This window comes from Comamonas sp. C24C (assembly GCF_053345995.1).
Genome location: NZ_JBKFBC010000002.1, coordinates 12,315 through 32,853, shown reverse-complemented (window position 1 = coordinate 32,853; position 20,539 = coordinate 12,315). Strand labels below are relative to the sequence as shown.

The 20,539-nt window shown below is 56.2% G+C and carries 15 protein-coding genes and 1 other RNA gene; 6 read left to right on the top strand and 10 right to left on the bottom strand.

The window, feature by feature from the left end; translation table 11 throughout:
• Positions 1-39 precede the first annotated feature (39 nt).
• The 10 genes from ACLBXN_RS03935 to ompA form a co-directional block, all read right to left on the bottom strand.
• Positions 40-1,821, bottom strand: coding sequence for an alkaline phosphatase family protein (locus ACLBXN_RS03935; RefSeq protein WP_447611217.1), 1,782 nt, complete (start codon positions 1,819-1,821; stop codon positions 40-42).
• Positions 1,822-1,832: 11 nt separating this feature from the next.
• The gene (locus ACLBXN_RS03930; protein ID WP_447611216.1) at positions 1,833-2,948 is read right to left on the bottom strand and encodes a DUF4062 domain-containing protein; all 1,116 of its coding nucleotides are present in this window, start codon (positions 2,946-2,948) and stop codon (positions 1,833-1,835) included.
• 652 nt (positions 2,949-3,600) lie between these two features.
• Positions 3,601-4,560 carry a hypothetical protein gene (locus ACLBXN_RS03925; protein WP_447611215.1) on the bottom strand — a complete coding sequence of 320 codons (960 nt, stop codon included), beginning with the start codon at positions 4,558-4,560 and terminating at the stop codon, positions 3,601-3,603.
• Positions 4,561-4,845: 285 nt separating this feature from the next.
• A complete protein-coding gene (locus ACLBXN_RS03920) occupies positions 4,846-5,064 on the bottom strand; it encodes a helix-turn-helix transcriptional regulator (RefSeq protein WP_447611214.1) in 219 nt (72 codons plus the stop codon).
• Positions 5,065-5,335: 271 nt separating this feature from the next.
• Positions 5,336-6,220: a hypothetical protein gene (locus ACLBXN_RS03915; RefSeq protein WP_447611213.1), complete on the bottom strand. Its 885-nt coding sequence runs from the start codon at positions 6,218-6,220 to the stop codon at positions 5,336-5,338.
• A gap of 123 nt (positions 6,221-6,343) precedes the next feature.
• A complete protein-coding gene (locus tag ACLBXN_RS03910) occupies positions 6,344-7,558 on the bottom strand; it encodes a tyrosine-type recombinase/integrase (protein WP_447611212.1) in 1,215 nt (404 codons plus the stop codon).
• A 205-nt stretch (positions 7,559-7,763) separates the two neighbouring features.
• Positions 7,764-8,140: a transfer-messenger RNA gene (ssrA, locus tag ACLBXN_RS03905) on the bottom strand.
• Between the two features lie 19 nt (positions 8,141-8,159).
• Positions 8,160-8,819 (bottom strand): HAD-IA family hydrolase, encoded by a 660-nt coding sequence (locus ACLBXN_RS03900; protein WP_447611210.1) that lies wholly within the window; start codon positions 8,817-8,819, stop codon positions 8,160-8,162.
• A 5-nt stretch (positions 8,820-8,824) separates the two neighbouring features.
• Complete coding sequence (gene ubiG, locus ACLBXN_RS03895) at positions 8,825-9,538, bottom strand: bifunctional 2-polyprenyl-6-hydroxyphenol methylase/3-demethylubiquinol 3-O-methyltransferase UbiG (protein ID WP_043006750.1); 714 nt, start codon at positions 9,536-9,538, stop codon at positions 8,825-8,827.
• An 84-nt stretch (positions 9,539-9,622) separates the two neighbouring features.
• Positions 9,623-10,270, bottom strand: a complete 648-nt coding sequence (gene ompA, locus ACLBXN_RS03890) for an outer membrane protein OmpA (protein WP_003057138.1) — start codon at positions 10,268-10,270, stop codon at positions 9,623-9,625.
• A gap of 229 nt (positions 10,271-10,499) precedes the next feature.
• Here ompA and gyrA point away from each other — a divergent pair, with 229 nt between their 5' ends.
• The 6 genes from gyrA to rpsA all read left to right on the top strand — a co-directional run.
• Positions 10,500-13,196 (top strand): DNA gyrase subunit A, encoded by a 2,697-nt coding sequence (gene gyrA, locus ACLBXN_RS03885; protein WP_447611207.1) that lies wholly within the window; start codon positions 10,500-10,502, stop codon positions 13,194-13,196.
• A gap of 129 nt (positions 13,197-13,325) precedes the next feature.
• Positions 13,326-14,435 (top strand): 3-phosphoserine/phosphohydroxythreonine transaminase, encoded by a 1,110-nt coding sequence (gene serC / locus ACLBXN_RS03880; protein WP_447611206.1) that lies wholly within the window; start codon positions 13,326-13,328, stop codon positions 14,433-14,435.
• A gap of 121 nt (positions 14,436-14,556) precedes the next feature.
• Entirely contained in the window at positions 14,557-15,657 is a 1,101-nt protein-coding gene (pheA, locus tag ACLBXN_RS03875; protein ID WP_043006743.1) for a prephenate dehydratase, read from the top strand.
• The gene (locus ACLBXN_RS03870) at positions 15,657-16,553 is read left to right on the top strand and encodes a prephenate dehydrogenase (protein ID WP_447611205.1); all 897 of its coding nucleotides are present in this window, start codon (positions 15,657-15,659) and stop codon (positions 16,551-16,553) included. The genes pheA and ACLBXN_RS03870 overlap by 1 nt, the downstream gene beginning before the upstream one ends.
• 106 nt (positions 16,554-16,659) lie before the next feature.
• Positions 16,660-18,732, top strand: coding sequence for a bifunctional 3-phosphoshikimate 1-carboxyvinyltransferase/cytidylate kinase (locus ACLBXN_RS03865; protein WP_447611204.1), 2,073 nt, complete (start codon positions 16,660-16,662; stop codon positions 18,730-18,732).
• A 196-nt stretch (positions 18,733-18,928) separates the two neighbouring features.
• Positions 18,929-20,539 (top strand): 30S ribosomal protein S1 (rpsA, locus tag ACLBXN_RS03860; RefSeq protein ID WP_447611202.1); only part of this gene is annotated, 1,611 nt, incomplete at its 3' end.

Sequence of the window (20,539 nt, the reverse complement as noted above, 5' to 3'; positions counted from 1 at the left end):
CGACACCAGCGCATGACCCGCAGCTCCGAAAGAATCAGCCTAGGTAATGGGTGCCACCGCAACCAAATGGTTTGAAAAACTAGTTTCGGTCTCACATCGCCAGGTTGCCCAAAGCTTGCACCCTTCGGCGGATCCAAGATCCAACTCCAAGGCCAGCCAGTTGCGCGCAGCCATGACATGAGTGTCATGTCCCGGAAACGTCATGACTTCGGCTACATACTGCACATCGATGTTCTGAGGCTTCTTGGCATTGGAGTTCAACCAGGCAAGAAACAGCCGCTCTGTCACCCCCATCAACGATGGGTGCACAACAGCAGAGGAAGTAAATTGATGCATTTGCGACCACGTTTCCGAGGCGAGTAGGTCTTTGCGGTAGGCCGTTCCCCACGCTGCAACATGCACGTCCCCGGAGACCAAAGAAACCCGAATCTTCTTGTCGCAAGCAAAATTAGATAGCACTTCGAGCAGTCGCTTTCGCTCCCCCTCATGGTCATCATGTGACCAGTGATCTTTGAGGTCGTCGGCGTTGCTATCGGTGACGTGATCCTGCCCGAATTTATCCAAAAACAGTTCTGCCAATGGGAGCTTCGGGTGCACCACCGGCACGGAGGACATGAACAGAAGGTGTTGGCATCCAATCTTCGGCTGTGGCCCCGCGCCTCCAGATTTCAGGTTGCCAGTCCATTCTTTGATTTGCTGCCACGTATCCGATCCCATGACCTGGGTTCGGGAGCGTTCCGTGCGCAAGTCGGCAGCGACGACGGATACTAGCCCGATCGAGTAGGCGGACGTAAATCCTGGTTGATTGTCGAGTAGCGGAAGTGCCAGCGGATCCTTAGCGAGCACCTTGCTCCATGGGATAGGCCTTAGCAGAGGGTCCTGACGGGTGAATCCTGCCGGCGTTGTGTCCTCCAGTTCAGGCAGATCTTCCAGCGCATGTTGCATCTGGAACACCCAGAATGCCCTGCGTGCATGGCGAAAGAGTGTTTGAAATAGCTCGCAGTTCTGCATCTCGCAGCTGTATGACCCCCAGCCGTCAAATATGTCGTGGTCGTCCCACATCATGATGCTTGGCATGGAGGCCATCGCTGCCCCAGCATCAAGCGCAGCCGTCGTGGACGACCATGGTTGCCTCTCAATGGGGAGCCATCGTTGTTTGTACAGGCCGAAATAGTAGGCCTCTATCTCCCGTTCGAGAGGCTTGCTGACCTTGAAGTCCAGTTGGGCCTGGCGAGGCAGGCCAACCCATTGCCGCAGCGCTTTGATGTCCTCCCAGATAGAGTCAAAGTAGATCTGGTCGCCGCCCATGAGCATCAAGTGAAAACGCTGAAGGCCTTTGTCGTGAATGCGCTTCTCATGCCACAACTGCTCCTTGTCCAGCAGCTTGACTTCTCCTTCCCCTGGCTTTCTGCGCAGTTTGCGATCATGGCTGTAGAGCAGGTCCTCCCACACCGCATCTGACGTACGGATGATTTTCCTCATCACTGCAGGGTCAGAGAATCCGTTGCACGATACGTACGCCATGCGTGGAGAAAAATCCTTGCCTGGCACCGTAATGTTCCAGGTTAGCCCATCCGGGATGCCGTATCTGACCGTGCGCTCATCTTTCAAGACCTTGCAGGAAATGTCGTAGCGCAGATAGCGCTCGCCACGCATTGACAATAGCTCCCTAGGTGCAGCACATGCTTTGCCATCTACTTGGAATTCCGGGATCTGTGCACCTGCCTTGAGACCAATCAGTGCCGTTACTCGCCAAGCATCCCCTTTTCCGATACCACGGAACGACAGCACCGGCCCCAGCAGCAGATCCTTTTCATTCATGTTCAGCCTCCTCAGGTATTCATTTCTTTCGCTACTACCGTAACGATTCGAGCGCGAGACACCGCCCTGCGCGCCACCAGCGCTGCTTCACCGGTTTGTTGCAACCATTCAAAAAAACGCTGACTCGCGTGTCTCGTCTGAGAGTCGTCTCGGCAGTTGGCCAAGAAGGCGAATTGCACCTTCTGCACGTCATCGGCCACAAACACTCCAAAGGGGCCGCTTACCACCGTCGCGTCTGGAAATCCCAGTAGCGACGTGGCTTGGGTTTCCGTTGCGCCCCGGTGACAGGCAATCAGGTGCAGTGGCCCATGGGCCGAAGCCAGAAGCTTGATGCGTTGGTGATCTTCCAGGAAGGGCCGCCCCACCAGCTCGCGCGCCGCAGCCACACTGAACGAGGCTGGAATTGCGTGAACGACTACCGCTACGTCCTTGCCATCCAGATTGACTACCACACCGCCGTCCACCGCTTTAGCGCCCTTGAGACCGCCCAAGGCTGTTTTAAGCGTTGACTCCATAGCCATTTTTCGCTGACGGAAGTCGAGCCGGGTCCAGTCCAGGGCGGCGCCGACATCGAAACGCGTCGACGCGGCAGCCTGTACGCCCCGTTGCGTCAGCGAAACCACGGCATCCGAGAGAGCCTCGAACACGCGTTTTTTGGCATCGGCGGCGGTCTTCACCTCACCGCCCCGGAAGGCGCTCTGCCGCGAGAGATAGTCCTGAAAGCGCCGGTTGCGCTCGCCTGCAGAGCCCTGAGCGTCGACCACTGTCGGTAATGCCACCAGGCGCACCTTGGCTTGCGCAGAACGAAGACCCTCCATGTATTCCGCGTGGCAGATTCCGATGTCCTGGTCGCCTGCGGCCCAGCCTGCATTGCCGTTGGATAGCACGATAAGCACATCACACTCGCGCACGGCTTGCAGACAGGCATCCCAGCTATCTTGTGCGCCCTCGGCCGGCGGTGCGTCTTCGTTGATCCAGACTTCAAAGAGCTTTCGCCCCAGCACCTCGGCTGATTCGATCTCCTTTTTCAGTTCCCTTCGCAGGTCAGTCAGATTGGTCTTGCTACCTGCAGGAAAAGCGTCCATACACCGGCTAGACAGCATTACCTTGATAAGAGACTTGGCCAAGAAGCGCTCCTGTTGTAGTTTTCACAGACGATGCGTAGCTAAATACCGGAAGGGCTTTTTCGTCTTACTAACTAGCACGTTTGGAAGGCGCCGGCCCTCTCGCATAGCCCACGCTGCTCGACGAAGAGTCCAGTCATACACCTCCGACAGTCGCTTTTGCTTACAAGCGTATCAGAACATTGGTTAGCCATGCTTTATGGCTAACCCATTGAAGCTCACACTGAAAGAAGTATTGAGTTTTCTTGGATCCATGAAGAGTTACAGGAGCACCGCTGACTCAGCACTGGGGTGATTGCAATGCGTCTCGGAAATCGCGCCAACGCTCCAAGAAGCGCAGGGATGAGATCCGACACCGTCAGATGCTGCGCCGAACTTGCCGGAAGTCGATCCACTAGCAGGAGCAGCGCCATATCGCTGGGCGCCTAAATACTCTTCAAGAAGCTTGATTTGAGCGTCCGCTTTCTGGCCCAGAGCAGCGCAAGAGGTAGACATTGCGGTCGACAGCAATCGCAGCAATGCAGCCGAACAACTAAACGTACAGGACAGCTCATTAGTCCAACGTGGTACTTCCACTTCGCTGCAGGTCATTGCTCTCGCCTAAAGAGCAATGACCTTACCCACTACATCCCTGCATCTGCATCAAGCGTTGCTTTTAAAGCCTATTACGACGCCTCACACGCTCTTTTTGCCTTTCGTTGAGTTCTCCTTTACGAAATTTCTTCTTTAACCCATGAACCACTAGACGCGGAAGTGGATCAGGCTTAGTGACGTAAGCAGACATGGCCTTCACGCCATTCCGGAACTCTTCATCCATCTTTGTAAAAGTACCTACCGCCCTCCACTTGTACTTTTCCCGATGCGTCTTCTCGTTACAGTTGAAGTATCTGCCGATCCCTGGGACAACATCTTTGACCCAGTGATGACCAAGCCTCCTTGCTACCTTCACATCACGCTCGAGGTTTGATCCGTTCATGATAAAGATAGAGTGAACATGAACTCCTCTATCATTACCAAACTCAACCTTCATCGCATAGCCAAGAAAATTCCCTTTATAGATCTTGCGTGCAAAAGCAAGCAGTCGACTCCAATCAGCTACGACGTTTTGCTGAGATATTATTGACTGAATAAGTTCTTGATGGTAGTAAAGGTCAAGCCTCACAATCATGATCTTGCTATGAGCTATTTTTAAATCAGAAATATAGCCATACAAAGACTCTGCCCTACGCTTGTGGATCTTATCTTCCTCTTGATAGGCGTTGTGAAACCCCTTAGATCCAATCCTCTTCATTAAGTTATAAAAAAACACTCTTGCAAAGTTAGCTTCGCACTTACACTCCACCCTACTTTCCAAAAGAGCATTAAACACAGTCTGCGATGTATAGACCTTGCCAATCGTCTCTTTGAAGAATGCATCAACAGAGCTAGGAAGTTCACGATCTAAGGCTTGAAGCAAAACTCTCAACTTCCTACTGAGCCTTAGCTTCAAACTCAACTGCAAAGAAGAGTAGATTCTTCTAGCGATCTCATCAGCCAGCTTCACCCAGGAAGCTATCTGCAGCTCATAGAGTAGAGTTTCCAACTCAAGAGAGCTTTTCTCAATTTCAAACTTCATACAGCACTCAGAAGCTTGACCACCTTAGGGTCAAGCTAAGATGGTGAGATTAGATCTCTTCGTTCCTTCATTACACAAGCAATCCTCTTCACGGGATGGTTGCTTGGGTATATGTCATCAGTTAGATGATTTACTATTCTTTAAGTTATCTTTATTATTAAATTAAATAACATAAGCCCCCAAAATACTTCATGTTTTAAATCAGAAAAACTGATCAGAATCACCAGTCATTCACACAAGTTTTCTGAAAAAACAAAGCCAGCGCATGGCTGGCAAGTTAGGTCCTCAAGATAACTGAGCAGCACTCATCTTGGACTCAATCCACTCGTCAATCTGATCTTCAATCCAAGCAACCGAATTGGAAGTAAGTTTTATATGTTTTGGAAAACTTGGATCGTAGTACTTTGAATTTTCCCTCATCAAGTTATATAACGTTGCCCTAGACAGCTGCAATTTTTCACATAAATCATCCATGCGCAAAAGCACATAAGGTTTTTTAGCCATTTCTCTTCAAGGATTCTGACCATCAGGGATGGCAAGTCATCCAAAGAGCTCAACGTGAGACCTTCGTGACAAAACATCTGTCACGAAGTAAAAAATCCACAACGCCCATTGAAAGCCCTATTCAATCAAACACTGTCCACTGCCAATCAGAAAGCAACACATCTTTTTCATGATTGGTGATGAACTAGTTGATACATAGGAAAATCATACAAAATACCTATAAAAACTACTTAACTTTTTCAAAAATTAGAAGTTTTTTATTTCTCAAAATTTAATAATGATTAAAAAATTTTTTACTAGTCGCAGAGCAGAAATTCCTATCAAAGAGGAACTTCTCAGACCATATTTTTAAATTTTCAAAATTTAATGAAGATAAAACAAACGCATTAAAACCACTTGAAGCATCAACATGGCTTATAGACTTGGACTCAAATACAACTGAAGAAAAATTCTCCTGCAAGCAAAAATTGCTTAATTCAAAATTAAAATATTTAAATCTACCTCCTTTAAATGAAAAAACCAAAGCCAACTTTGCAACAGGAATTGAGTAATCATTAATGAATAAACTTCTTGTTTGAATCTTAATGAAGTATGAAATCAAGTTCATTCCAAATCTTTTATCAAATTTTATTTTTCTAATAAACAGATCCACATCGTTTTTTAAAGCATCCAAATCAGCCTCTTCAGATTTCACCATCACATCCAACGGAACGATCAAAAGCTTTTCATGAACCGCCACTCCTTCAATCAAAGATTGAGAAATTTTCTTTTTCCCTTCTTCTAGTCCTTTAAAGAAATTTCTCTCATTTTTCTTGTAATTTGCATTTGATAGAAACTTCAATAACCCCTCAAAACCAACATCCAGAAGCTTCGAAAACTTAAAACATGGGTGAAATTTAATAAACGAAAACTTTTCGCATAATGAATCAACATCAATATCATTCAAATCATCATTAAATACTATTAAAATTTTCTCAACGAAATTAAATTCACTCCAAAAAACTCTTAACTTTAATTTATTACCATTTTTTAATAATGATTTAGAAAAAGAGTTAAAAAATAAAATAAAAACTTCAAATCTTTCTATTTCAGATATTTCCCTATCAAAAGCAGCAATACCTTTCTCTCCTATCCTAACTCTTGAAGACAGTGACATGTATGATTCAAAGAGGAATTTAAGTTTCAACCTATAACTCTCAATCTCTAGATCAAACAATCTACTTTGATGACCTTCAAAGCAGTCATTTAGTTTTTGGTATACGTTTTTAATCTTCAAAACTCACCTCCCCCTCAAAACATCGATATAGTCAGCCCAAAGCTGCATCATTTCAGTTCTTTGCTTTAAGTATTTTGTTCTGTTGTAAGCTCTGCCATTAGCATCTTTTACAGCATGAGCAAGTTGCGCCTCAATAACAAGAATATCCACTTCAAGCTGCTCATCAAGCATAGTTCTTGCTGAAGCTCTAAATCCATGCCACGTATGCCGGTCTGAAGTATAGCCAAGCGATAAAAGAGCAGTTCTTACACTATTTTCTGAAATAGGCCTATCTTTGCTTTTTGGTGATGGAAAGCAAAAATCACCTACTCCGGTGTAAAGATGAAGGAAGTTAAAAATTTCTAAAGCCTGCTTGGATAGTGGAACGACATGAGGATCACCATACTCTTTGCCATGTAGACCACGCTTCATTCTTTGAGCAGGAATTGTCCAGGTCGATGCCTCAAAATTAATTTCATCCCATCTTGCCCCGCGAAGCTCTCCAGGTCGTTGAAAGACTAAAGGTGCGAGCCTTAATGCAGATTTAACGACAACTCCACCGTGATAGTTATCTATAGCCAAAAGTAGCTTTCCAAACTCCTTTGGGTCAACTATTGCGCCAAAGTGCTTTCCTCTGTAAGGTGTTAATGCGCCTTTTAGATCAGCAGTGATATCACGCTCAATAACACCTATAGCGGCTGCATAGCGCCAGATCTGGCTACAAAGCATCAAAGCACGGCTCGCCGTCTCAAAAGCACCTCGCTTTTCAATGACACGAATTGCATCTAGCAGCTTTGGGGCTTTTATTTCTTTTAATCCCATGCCTCCCAACCAAGGAAAAAGATCACGCTCTAACTGTCGATAGCAGCGATCCGCATGGGTTTCGCTCCACATTTTTCGTTGTTTTCCGAACCAGTCATCAGCAATAGCCTTGAACGTGGAGCCAGGCTCTACTGCCTCAGTCTTCTTTTTTGCTTGGCGTCGAGCTTCAATTGGGTCAATGCCTTCTGCCTTATCCACCTTCACTCGATCTCTGGCTAAACGGGCGGCTGACAAGCTCACGTTTGGATATGAGCCAAGTGCCAAGCGACTCTCCTTCCCATCCCCGTAAGTTTTCAAAAACCAACGCTTAGACCCCTTGGGACTTACCTCCAGGTACAGACCCGCAGCATCAGTGAAACGTGTTCTTTTTTTGTCGGGCGGACAAGTAGCGTTCTTGCATTCTTTTTCGGTCAGCATCAGGAGCTCTACAGAGGGAAAACTACAAAAAACGGGGAACAATCCCCAGGAATTTGTACTTTACCCCGTTTGTTCCCCGGCTTGTTCCCCGGCATGCTCTTGGCAGTGGTTAGACGCCGTTGGATAGCACTAGACCGTAAGCCATTGATTTACAAAAAGAAAAAGGGGTTCAATGAACTTCATTGAACCCCTTTGTACAGGTGGATGGTGGAGCTGGCGGGAATTGAACCCGCGTCCGTAAGCCTTCGCCGGACAGATCTACATGTTTAGTGCTCTGTTTTAAATCTCGCCACCCAAACCCCGCAGGCACACGCTGTCTGGGTAGCCAGCTTCCTTAAATCTCGCCAAATACCAAGAAGCCCGGTATCCAGCCAGCTAATGTAAATTCCCTTGCAGCCGGGAGGTATTGCTACCCCCTTGCCCAGCCCACTAGCGTGCTGTTGCAAGGCTCACCGGATTAAGCGGCGAGTGCGAAACGTTCGTCGTTTGCAGTTAGTTTTTTGAATGGAGATTTACGAGCATCACTCAAGCTCGACATGCACCGCACCGGCCCCGAACCCACGTCGAAACCAGGACAGCCCCTTAGGCACCTATTCTAGCCTCATCCCAGCAACTTCAACAGCTCAAGTGGTGAATTGATATGGGCATCGGCACCCCAATGGGCAGTATCTGCGGTTGAACCCAGGTAGCCGTAACGTGCTGCCACCGTTTTCATACCCGCTGCAGCACCCGCCTGGATATCACGCTCATCATCTCCGACATAGATGCAATGCTCGGGAGCAATCTGCATACGTCGCGCGGCCTCAAACAGGGGCTCAGGGTGGGGCTTGGAATGCGGCGTCGTGTCCCCGCTCACCACGGCCGCCGCCTGAGCAAACAGGGGCATCTGACGCGTCAATGGGTCAGTGAAACGCATGGACTTATTGGTCACCACACCCCACAGCAACGGGCCAGCCTCCAAAGCCCGGATCAGCTCCGGCACACCCTCGAAAGCATAGGTGCGCTCGGTCATGCATTGCTCGTAATTGCGAAAGAACTCCTCGCGCATTTCCGCAAAGCCTGCAGACTCTGGCGTCATGCCAAACGCAATGCCCAGCATTCCGCGTGCGCCGGCTCCAGCCATATGGCGATAGGCATTGAGCGGCAGCGAAGGCATGCCGCGATCCACGCGCATTTTGTCTGCGGCTGCCCCCAGATCGGGAGCGCTGTCGATCAAGGTGCCATCCAGATCAAAAAGGACGGCTCTCACATGTTTCCACATGACTGTCACTCCTGAGGGCGGCGTGTTGCCAGCATGTAATTGACCGAGGTGTCATTGCTGAGCCAGTAACGTCCCGAGATCGGGTTGTGCTCCATGCCCTTGCTGCCCTGGGCATCCAGGCCTGCCTCGCGCGCAAAGCGAGCCAGCTCGCTGGGGCGCAGCAGCTTGGCGTATTCATGCGTACCCTTGGGGATCATCTTGAGCATGTATTCAGCAGCCACGATCGCCAGCGCAAATGCCTTGGCATTGCGGTTGATGGTGGAAAAGAACACCCAGCCACCAGGTTTGACCAACTGAGCACAGGCCCGCACGATGGATGCGGGATCGGGCACATGCTCGAGCATTTCCATGCAGGTCACCACATCAAAACTGGCCGGCTGCTCTTGCGCCAGCTGCTCGACGCTGACCTCATGGTATTGAATATTGGGCGTGCCCGTTTCCAGAGCATGCAACTGCGCCACGCGCAAAGCCTTGGTTGCCAGGTCGATACCCACCACCTTGGCCCCTTTGCGCGCCATGGAGTCCGCCAGAATGCCTCCGCCACAACCCACATCCAGCACACGCTGGTTCGCCAGGGGTGCCTGGGCGTTGATCCAGTCCAGTCTCAGGGGGTTGATCTGATGCAGTGGCTTGAATTCACTCTCGGGATCCCACCAGCGATGGGCCAGGCTGGAGAATTTTTCCAGTTCTGCCGGGTCGGCATTGATAGTGTTGCTCATGCCGCCATTGTCCGCGATTACCACGATGGATCGGGCATAAAAAAAGCCCCGTTACCGGGGCTTTTTTGTGTAGCAATCGAAAGATTACTGAGCAGCCTTGGTGCCCACAACTTCGATTTCCACGCGACGGTTTTGAGCGCGACCAGCAGCAGTGGCGTTGCTTGCCACGGGTTGCTTCTTGCCCTTGCCTTCGGTGTACACGCGGCTCTTTTCGATGCCCTTGGACACCAGGTAAGCCTTCACAGCTTCAGCGCGACGCACCGACAGCTTCTGGTTGTAAGCATCGGAACCGATGGAGTCGGTGTGACCCACGGCGATGATGACTTCCAGGTTGATGTCCTTGATCTTGCCGGTCAGGTCATCCAGCTTGGCCTTGCCTGCGGGCTTCAGCACGGACTTGTCGAAGTCGAAGAAAGCGTCAGCAGAGTAGGTAACCTTGGATGCCACTGCAGGCTGGGGAGCCACAGGAGCGGGAGGCACAACGGCGGGAGCAGGAGCTGCAGTGACCTGGGCCTTCAGAGCACCGTCGCAATCAACAGCGGCAGTAGCAGGAGTCCAGTTGGCATCGCGCCAGCACAGTTCGTTCGTGCCGTTCTTCCACACCAGTTCGCTGGTGCCGTTTTGCCAGTTGTCGATAGTCTTGCCACCGTCAGCAGCCTTCACTTGTGCGCCAGCGGCTGTCACGAGGGCAGCAGAGGCAAACAACATCGCCACTTTGTTCAGTTTCTTCATGGTTCTCCTCTTGGGGAAAAAGCCGCAGCAGGGCTGCGAATCTGTGGACGTCATCAGTGACCATCACCAAAAACGTTGAAATGATTGTGCCATACGTAACATGCAAGAGTGTTGTCAACTAGGCACCAACAAGTAGGACAGCTATGTAATTCCTCAGTTATGTTGCTCTGCTGCCACACGGCATTCGACCTAAAATGACTGTTTTCCAGCCGTCAAAGTATCACTAGACATGACCCAGTTTGCTAAAGAAACTCTGCCCATCAGCCTTGAAGAGGAGATGCGTCGCAGTTATCTCGATTACGCCATGAGCGTGATCGTGGGCCGGGCGCTTCCTGATGCGCGTGATGGCCTCAAGCCCGTGCACCGCCGCGTTCTGTACGCCATGCACGAACTCAATAACGACTGGAACCGCCCCTACAAGAAATCGGCGCGTATCGTCGGTGACGTGATCGGTAAGTACCACCCTCACGGCGACAGCGCGGTCTACGACACCATCGTGCGTATGGCGCAGGACTTCTCGCTGCGCCACATGCTGGTCGATGGTCAGGGCAACTTCGGCTCGGTGGATGGCGACAGCGCCGCCGCCATGCGTTACACGGAAATCCGCCTCTCCAAGATCGCTCATGAAATGCTGGGCGACATCGACAAGGAGACCGTGGACTTCGGCCCCAACTACGACGGCTCCGAGAGCGAGCCACTGGTGCTGCCAAGCCGCCTGCCTAACCTGCTGGTCAACGGCTCCTCGGGTATTGCCGTGGGCATGGCCACGAATATCCCGCCGCACAACCTCAATGAGGTGGTGGACGGCTGCCTGCATTTGCTGCAGAACCCCGAAGCTTCCATCGACGAGCTGATGGAGATCATTCCCGCGCCCGACTTCCCCACGGCCGGCATCATCTACGGCATCAACGGCGTCAAGGAAGGCTATCGCACAGGCCGTGGCCGCGTGGTGATGCGTGCCAAGTGCCATTTCGAAGACATCGATCGTGGCCAGCGCCAGTCCATCATCGTTGACGAGCTGCCCTACCAGGTCAACAAAAAGACGCTGCAGGAGCGCATGGCCGAGCTGGTGCACGAGAAGAAGATCGAGGGCATCAGTCATATCCAGGACGAATCGGACAAGTCCGGCATGCGCCTGGTGATCGAATTGAAGCGCGGCGAAGTGCCCGAGGTGGTGCTCAACAACCTCTACAAGCTGACCCAGCTGCAAGACACCTTCGGCATGAACATGGTGGCCCTGGTCAACGGCCAGCCCAAGCTCTGCAATCTGAAGGATCTGATCCAGGTCTTCCTGGAGCACCGCCGCGAAGTGGTGACCCGCCGCACCGTGTTCGAGCTGCGCAAGGCGCGTGACCGCGGCCATGTGCTGGAAGGTCTGGCTGTCGCGCTGGCCAATATCGACGACTTCATCGCCATCATCCGCAACGCTCCCACACCTCCCGTGGCCAAGGCGGCCCTGATGGAAAAATCCTGGGACAGCAAGCTGGTGCGCGAGATGCTCACCCGCACGCGTACCGACGGCGGCGTGGTCAATGCCGACGACTATCGCCCCGAGGGCCTGGAAGTCGAATTCGGCATGCAGCAAAACGGCCAGTACCGCCTGTCCGAAACCCAGGCCCAGGAAATTCTGCAGATGCGTCTACAGCGCCTGACCGGTCTGGAGCAAGACAAGATCGTGGCCGAGTACAAGGACATCATGGCGGTCATCGAAGACCTGCTGGACATCCTGGCCAAGCCCGAGCGCGTCTCCATCATCATTGGCGAAGAACTCAACACCGTGAAGGCCGAGTTCGGTCAGTCCAAGAAGGGCGAGCGCCGCTCCACCGTGGAGTACAGCGCGCAAGACCTGTCCACCGAAGATCTGATCACACCCACCGATATGGTGGTGACGCTCTCGCACACCGGCTACATCAAGAGCCAGCCCCTGTCCGAGTACCGCTCGCAAAAGCGCGGCGGCCGCGGCAAGCAGGCCACGGCTACCAAGGAAGACGACTGGATCGACCAGCTCTTCATCGCCAACACGCACGACTATCTGCTGTGCTTCTCCAACCGCGGCCGCATGTACTGGCTCAAGGTCTGGGAAGTGCCATCGGGCTCGCGCGGCTCGCGCGGTCGCCCCATCGTCAACATGTTCCCGCTGCAGGACGGCGAGAAGATCAACGTGGTGCTGCCGCTGACTGGCGAAAACCGCAGCTTCCCCGAAGATCACTTCGTCTTCATGGCCACCAGCATGGGCACCGTCAAGAAGACGGCGCTGACCGAGTTCAGCAACCCGCGCAAGGCCGGCATCATTGCCGTGGGCCTGGACGAGGGCGACTACCTGATCGGCGCAGCGCTGACCGATGGCAAGCATGACGTGATGCTGTTCAGCGACGGCGGCAAGGCCGTGCGCTTTGACGAGAACGATGTGCGCCCCATGGGCCGCAATGCGCGCGGCGTGCGCGGCATGAACATCGAAGAGCATCAGAACGTGATCGCCATGCTGGTTGCCGAGGCCGACGACGGCACGGGCAATGTGGCGGCGGGTTCGCAAAGCGTGCTGACCGCCACCGAAAACGGCTACGGCAAGCGCACGGCCATCAGCGAATACACGCGCCACGGCCGCGGCACCAAGGGCATGATTGCAATCCAGCAGTCCGAGCGCAACGGCAAGGTCGTGGCCGCCACCCTGGTGGCGCCCGAGGACGAGATCATGCTGATCACCGACACCGGCGTGCTGGTGCGTACCCGGGTGGCGGAAATCCGCGAACTGGGCCGTGCCACACAGGGCGTGACGCTGATCAATCTGGACGCAGGTGCCAAGCTCATCGGCCTGCAGCGCATCGTCGAAAATGATGCCAACGACAATGCCGGCGAGGATGGCGAAGCCAAAGACTCCGGCAGCGCCGCCGCCGAAGGCGCAGCCGAGTCCGGCGACGCATCCTGATCGGCCAGCCCCGGGCTGCCCCGATACGGACCGGACGCCACAGGCATGATCCATGCCCGTGGCCCAATGTTTTGATAGCTGAAAGCGCAAGCTAGACAAGCGCTTTCACATGTTTTGAGCGTAAATCTGATGAACCGCCCTTTTAACTTCTCCGCAGGCCCCGCCGCCATCCCTGAAGAAGTGCTGCAGACCGCAGCCGCCGAAATGCTGGACTGGCACGGCTCCGGCATGGGGGTAATGGAAATGAGCCACCGCGGCAAGGAATTCATCAGCATCTACGAAGCCGCCGAAGCCGATCTGCGCGAGCTGCTGGCCGTGCCCGCCCACTTCAAGATCCTGTTCATGCAGGGCGGCGGCATTGCCGAAAACGCCATCGTGCCCATGAATCTGTCGCGCGCCGGCGTGGTGGACTTTGTGGTGACCGGCAGCTGGAGCCAGAAATCAGCCAAGGAAGCCGCCAAGTACGCCAGCGATGCCAATGTGGCCGCCAGCGCCAAGGACAGCAACTACACCACGATTCCCGCCGCCAGCAGCTGGAATCTGAGCCGCGGCGCCAGCTATGTGCACATCTGCAGCAACGAGACCATTCACGGCGTGGAGTTCCACGAGCTGCCCGACCTCCAGGCCCTGGGCTCGGATGCACCCCTGGTCATCGACTTTTCCTCGCACGTGGCCTCGCGCTCCATCGACTGGAGCCGCGTGGGCCTGGCCTTTGGCGGCGCGCAGAAGAACATCGGCCCCGCGGGCCTGACCATCGTCATCGTGCGCGAAGACCTGCTGGGCCATGCCCTGCCCGTCTGCCCCTCGGCGTTTGATTACAAAATCGTGGCCGACAACGGCAGCATGTACAACACGCCTCCCACCTGGGGCATCTACATGGCCGGCCTGACCTTCCAGTGGCTCAAGCGCCAGACGGAAGGCGGCCTCAGCGGCGTGGCAGCCATGGAAGCGCGCAACATCGCCAAGGCCAAGCTGTTCTATGACTATGTGGACCAGTCCTCGTTCTACGTGAACAAGGTGGCTGCGAACTGCCGCTCGCGCATGAACATTCCGTTCTTCCTTCATGATGAGTCGCGCAACGACGCCTTCCTGGCCGGCGCCAAGCAAGCCGGTCTGCTGCAGCTCAAGGGCCACAAGTCCGTGGGCGGCATGCGCGCCAGCATCTACAACGCCATGCCCATCGAAGGCGTGCAGGCGCTGGTCGACTACATGCGGGACTTCGAGCAACGTCAGGCCTGAGCCTGCCTTTAGCCTTGTAAAAAGATGAGCTGCCAGCGCTTTATCTGCAAGTATTTCACCAAGGTTTTGGTCTGAAATCCTTGTGCAACTTGCGCCAGCAGCTACGAAATTTGAGAGATTCATGAGCCAAGAACCCCAAGCCAGCCCCGAGCTGTTGTCGCTGCGCAACCAGATCGACTCCCTGGACCGCCAGTTGCTGGAGCTGGTCAACCAGCGCGCCCATGTGGCCGAGCAGGTGGGCGAGCTCAAGAAGCAGGAAGGCTCGGCCTTCTTCCGCCCGGACCGCGTGGCCCAGGTGATCGAGAAGATCAAGTCCAACAACCCCGGCCCGCTCAAGGGCGCGCATGTGGCAGCCATCTGGCGCGAGATCATGTCGGCCTGCCTGGCACTGGAATCCCCCCAGCGCGTGGCCGTGCTCGGCCCTGCCGGCACCTTCTGCGAGGAAGCGGCGATCCAGTACTTCGGCGGCGCGGCCGACCTGATGTACTGCAACAGCTTCGAGGAAGTCTTTCATGCCACGGCCGCCGGCAGCGCCCAGTACGGCGTGGTGGGCGTGGAGAACTCCAACGAGGGCGTGGTCACGCGCTCGCTGGACATGTTCCTGCACACGCCCTGCCATGTGGTGGGCGAGGTCAGCATGCTGATCCGCCACAACCTGATGCGCACCAGCAATACGCTGGACGGCATCGAAGTCGTGGCCGCCCACCCCCAGGCTCTGGCCCAGTGCCAGGGCTGGCTGTCCAAGCATCTGCCCCATGCCGAACGCCGCCCCGTGGAGAGCAATGCCGAAGGCGCGCGCCTGGCGGCCCTGCATCCCAACTGGGCCGGCATTGCCGGTGAGCGCGCCGCCCAGCAGTTCGGCCTGCACATCGTCAGCCACGCGATCCAGGACGATGCCTACAACCGCACGCGTTTTGCCGTCATCTGCCTGCCGCACACGCTGGCCACAGCCGCCCCCAGCGGCAGCGACTGCACCAGCCTGGTGGTCTCGGTGCCCAACACGGCCGGTGCCGTGCATGACCTGCTGGTGCCGCTGAAAAAGCACGGCGTCTCGATGACGCGCTTCGAGTCGCGCCCGGCCCGCACCGGTCAATGGGAGTACTACTTCTACATCGACATCGAAGGCCACCCGGCCCAGGCCAATGTGGCCGCCGCCCTGCAGGAGCTGCAGGGCCTGTGCGCGTTCTACAAGGTGCTGGGCACCTACCCGGTGAGCAAGTGATGGCGACTCAGGAATTGCAGCCGTTCGAGCAGCTCGGCTTGATCGGCTGCGGATTGATGGGCGGCTCCTTCGCCCTGGCTCTCAAGAAAGCCGGCTTGGTCAAGCGCGTGGTGGGCTACAGCAAATCGCCCTCGACCACCGAGCGCGCCCGCCAGATGGGCGTGATCGACGTGGAGGCCCCTTCCGCCCTGCTGGCGGTGGCCGGCGCCGATCTGGTGCTGCTGGCCGTGCCCGTGGCGGCCACCGAGGCCACACTCAAGTCCATCAAGCATCTGGTCACGCCCCAGATGATGATCATGGACGTAGGCTCCACCAAGGTCGATGTGGTGCAGGCCGCACGTTCGGCGCTGCGCGACCAGATCGGCAGCTTTGTGCCCGCCCACCCCATCACCGGCAAGGAAGTGGCCGGCGTGGAACACGCCGATGTCAAGCTCTACCAGGGCGCACAGGTCGTGCTGACCCCGACGGAGCGCACGCTGACCGCTCATCTGGCCAAGGCCCAGGCACTGTGGCTGGCCCTGGGATGCAAGGTCACCGCCATGTCGCCCGAGGCCCATGACAGCGCACTCGCCACCGTCAGCCACCTACCCCATCTGCTGGCATTTGCCATGATGCAAAGCGTGCTGAACCAGCCCGGTGCCGACGATATGCTGGCACTGGCCGGACCTGGCTTTCGCGATTTCACGCGCATCGGTGCGGGCGACCCCAAGCTCTGGCGCGATGTGCTGCTGGCCAACCGCGATCAGGTGCTGGCCCAGTCGCGCCAGTTCCGCCAGGCGCTTGAGCAGCTCGAAGGGCTGATGCAGGCCAACGACGGCCAGGGCCTGCAGGACCGCCTGACCCTGGCAAGCGCCGCGCGCGCCGAATGGACCATGGGCGGCAAGCGAGGCTCTTAAACTAGCGGCGTCGATCTATTCACCCAACCGCCACAGACACCGGGCAACGCCCGCCGCGCCGCCCGGTGTCGAAGCAGCCAGGCTGCGCAGGGGTTACGAGAGTTTTATGTTCACCACCGAATTTCTGGATCTGCCCGCACTAGACTCCGCCAACGGCACCGTCAGCCTGCCCGGCTCCAAGAGCATCTCCAATCGCGTGCTGCTGCTGGCCGCACTGAGCCAAGGCACCACCACCATTCACGACCTGCTGGATTCGGACGACACCCGCGTCATGCTGGCCGGACTCAAGCAGCTGGGTTGCAGCATCAGCCCGGACGTCGTCACCCCCGGCCAGGCCATTGAGGTCACCGGCATCGGCGGTCAGCTGCCGGCCGGCACTGCGGCCACGCTGTTCCTGGGCAATGCCGGCACGGCCATGCGCCCGCTGACCGCAGCGCTGTCGGTGCTGGGCGGCGACTTCGAGATGACCGGCGTGCCCCGGATGTACGAACGCCCGATCGGCGACCTGGTCGACGCGCTGCGCCAACTGGGCTGCAAGATCGACTATCTGAAGGACGAAGGCTTTCCGCCCCTGAAGATCGGCCAGCCCGACTTCAGCCAGCTGGGCAGTGAATCCATCAAGGTGCGCGGCGATGTCTCCAGCCAGTTCCTGACCTCGCTGCTGATGGCCCTGCCCCTGCTGGCCAATGTCCCCGGGGCACAGCGCGACATCACCATCGAAGTGGTGGGCGAGCTGATCTCCAGGCCCTATATCCACATCACGCTGGAGCTGCTGGCGCGCTTCGGCATTGCCGTGAAAAACGACAACTGGCAGCGCTTTGTGATCCCGGCAGGCAGCCGCTACCAGTCGCCCGGCGCCATCCATGTGGAGGCCGACGCCTCGTCGGCCAGCTATTTCATCGCGCTGGGCGCGATTGCCACCGGCACCACCGATGACGCCGATGCCGACAACGCGCCGCAGCCCAAGAGCATCCGCATTCTGGGTGTGGGCCAGGATTCGATTCAGGGCGATATCCGCTTCATCGAAGCCGCCCAGGCCATGGGCGCAAAGATCGAAAGCGGCCCCAACTGGCTGCAGGTCAGCCGTGGCAGCTGGCCTCTGAAAGCCATCGACCTCGATTGCAACCATATTCCCGACGCTGCCATGACGCTGGGCACCATGGCGCTGTATGCCGACGGCGTGACCACGCTGCGCAACATCGCCAGCTGGCGCGTCAAGGAAACCGACCGCATTGCCGCCATGGCGATCGAGCTGCGCAAGCTCGGCGCCTCGGTGGAAGAAGGTGCGGACTACATCCGCATCACTCCCCCGGCCGGCAAGGCCGCCTGGAAAGCAGCCAGCATCCACACCTATGACGACCACCGCGTCGCCATGTGCTTCTCTCTGGCGGCCTTCAACCCGGCCAAGCTGCCCGTGCGCATCGAAGATCCCAAATGCGTGGCCAAGACCTTTCCCGACTATTTCGAGGCACTGTTCTCCGTCAGCGAAGCCGAGCGCGAGCACATTCCCGTGATCTGCATCGACGGGCCCACGGCCTCCGGCAAGGGCACGATTGCCGCAGAAGTCGCCAGGGCCCTGGGCTACCAGTTGCTGGACTCCGGCGCGCTGTATCGCATCACCGGCCTGGCCGCATCGCGCGCCGGCATGACGCTTGACGAGTCGAACGAGGAAACCATTGCCGAAATGACGCTGGACATGCCGGTACGCTTCGATGCGCAGCAGCGTGTCTGGCTCGGCGACGAGGACATCAGCCTGGCCATTCGCAGCGAAGAAGCCGGCATGAACGCCTCGCGCGTATCGGCCCTGCCCGCCGTACGCACCGCGCTGGTGGATCTGCAGCTGTCCTTCCAGGCCCTGCCGGGACTGGTGGCCGACGGCCGCGACATGGGTACGGTCATCTTCCCCCACGCTCCGCTCAAGGTCTATTTGTGGGCGTCTGCCCAGTGCCGCGCGGAGCGCCGATATAAACAGTTGATTTCCAAAGGAATTTCAGCTAATATGTCCACCCTTTTGGCAGACCTTGAGGCAAGAGACGCGCGCGACATGAATCGCGCCACCGCTCCGCTCAAGCCCGCCGAGGATTCTTTGCAGCTCGACAGCTCCGAGATGACCATTGAAGAAGTGGTTGCCCAGGTGCTGTCGTGGTGGCAGGAACGCCAGCCGTTTGGCCGCTCTTGAGACTTCAGCTTGAAGTTTTCGGGGCAGCCCCGCATCTGGCTTGTTGGCCCTTGATACCAGGCTTTCGCAGACCGCGAACCGGCAGCAAGGTTGTTAACCTTTAACCCCGTGGGCCCAAACCCACAACCTCCGCAATCAGTCTTAAAAACGCTTGGCAATGGTGCCGACGGAAACCTGGTTGCGGGCAAGGAACTACATGTCTGAATCTTTTGCCGCCCTTTTTGAAGAGTCGTTGACACGCACCGAAATGCGTCCTGGCGAAGTTATCACCGCTGAAGTCGTGCGCGTTGAGCACAACTTCGTGGTGGTGAACGCCGGCCTGAAGTCGGAAGCCTACGTGCCCCTCGACGAGTTCAAGAACGACCAGGGCGAAGTCGAAGTCCAAGTGGGTGACTTCGTGTCCGTGGCCATCGGCTCCATCGAAAACGGCTACGGCGACACCATCCTGTCCCGTGACACCGCCAAGCGTCTGGCTTCCTGGCTGTCGCTGGAAAAGGCTCTGGAATCCGGCGAATTCGTGACCGGCACCACCTCCGGCAAGGTCAAGGGCGGCCTGACCGTTCTGGTCAACGGCATCCGCGCTTTCCTGCCCGGTTCGCTGATCGACACACGTCCTATCAAGGACCTGACCCCCTACGAAAACAAGACCCTGGAATTCAAGGTCATCAAGCTGGATCGCAAGCGCAACAACGTGGTGCTGTCGCGCCGCGCTGTGGTGGAAGCCTCCATGGGCGAAGAGCGCGCCAAGCTGATGGAAACCCTGAAGGAAGGCGCTATCGTTCAGGGCGTGGTCAAGAACATCACCGAATACGGTGCGTTCGTGGACCTGGGCGGTATCGACGGCCTGCTGCACATCACCGACATGGCATGGCGCCGTGTGCGTCACCCCTCCGAAGTGGTGACTGCTGGCCAGGAAATCACTGCCAAGATCCTGAAGTTCGACACCGAAAAGAACCGCGTGTCCCTGGGTCTGAAGCAAATGGGCGACGATCCCTGGATGGGCGTGGCTCGCCGCTACCCCTCCGCTACCCGTCTGTTCGGCAAGGTCACCAACATTGCTGACTACGGCGCATTCGTGGAACTGGAACCCGGCATCGAAGGCCTGGTGCACGTTTCCGAAATGGACTGGACCAACAAGAACATTGCTCCCACCAAGCTCGTGTCCCTGGGCGACGAAGTGGAAGTCATGGTTCTGGAAATCGACGAAGACAAGCGTCGCATCTCCCTGGGCATGAAGCAGTGCAAGGCTAACCCCTGGCAAGAATTCGCCCAGAACACCAAGCGCGGCGACCGCGTGAAGGGCCCCATCAAGTCCATCACCGACTTCGGCGTGTTCGTGGGTCTGGCTGCCGGTATCGACGGCCTGGTGCACCTGTCTGACCTGTCGTGGAACGAAGCCGGCGAAGCCGCCGTTCGTAACTACAAGAAGGGTCAAGAAGTCGAAGCCATCGTGCTGGCCGTGGACGTTGAGCGCGAGCGCATCTCCCTGGGCATCAAGCAACTGGACAGCGATCCCTTCACGACCTTCGTGACCGTGAACGACAAGGGCCAAGTTGTGACCGGCAAGGTCAAGACTGTGGACGCCAAGGGCGCTGAAATCGACCTGGGCGAAGACATCATCGGCTACCTGCGCGCTTCCGAAATCTCGCAAGACCGCGTGGAAGATGCTCGTTCCGTCCTGAAGGAAGGCGACGAAGTGACTGCCGTGGTGGTGAACGTGGATCGCAAGAGCCGCAACATCCAGCTGTCCATCAAGCAAAAGGATCACGCTGAACAGCAAGTCGCCATGGCTTCCCTGTCGGCTCAG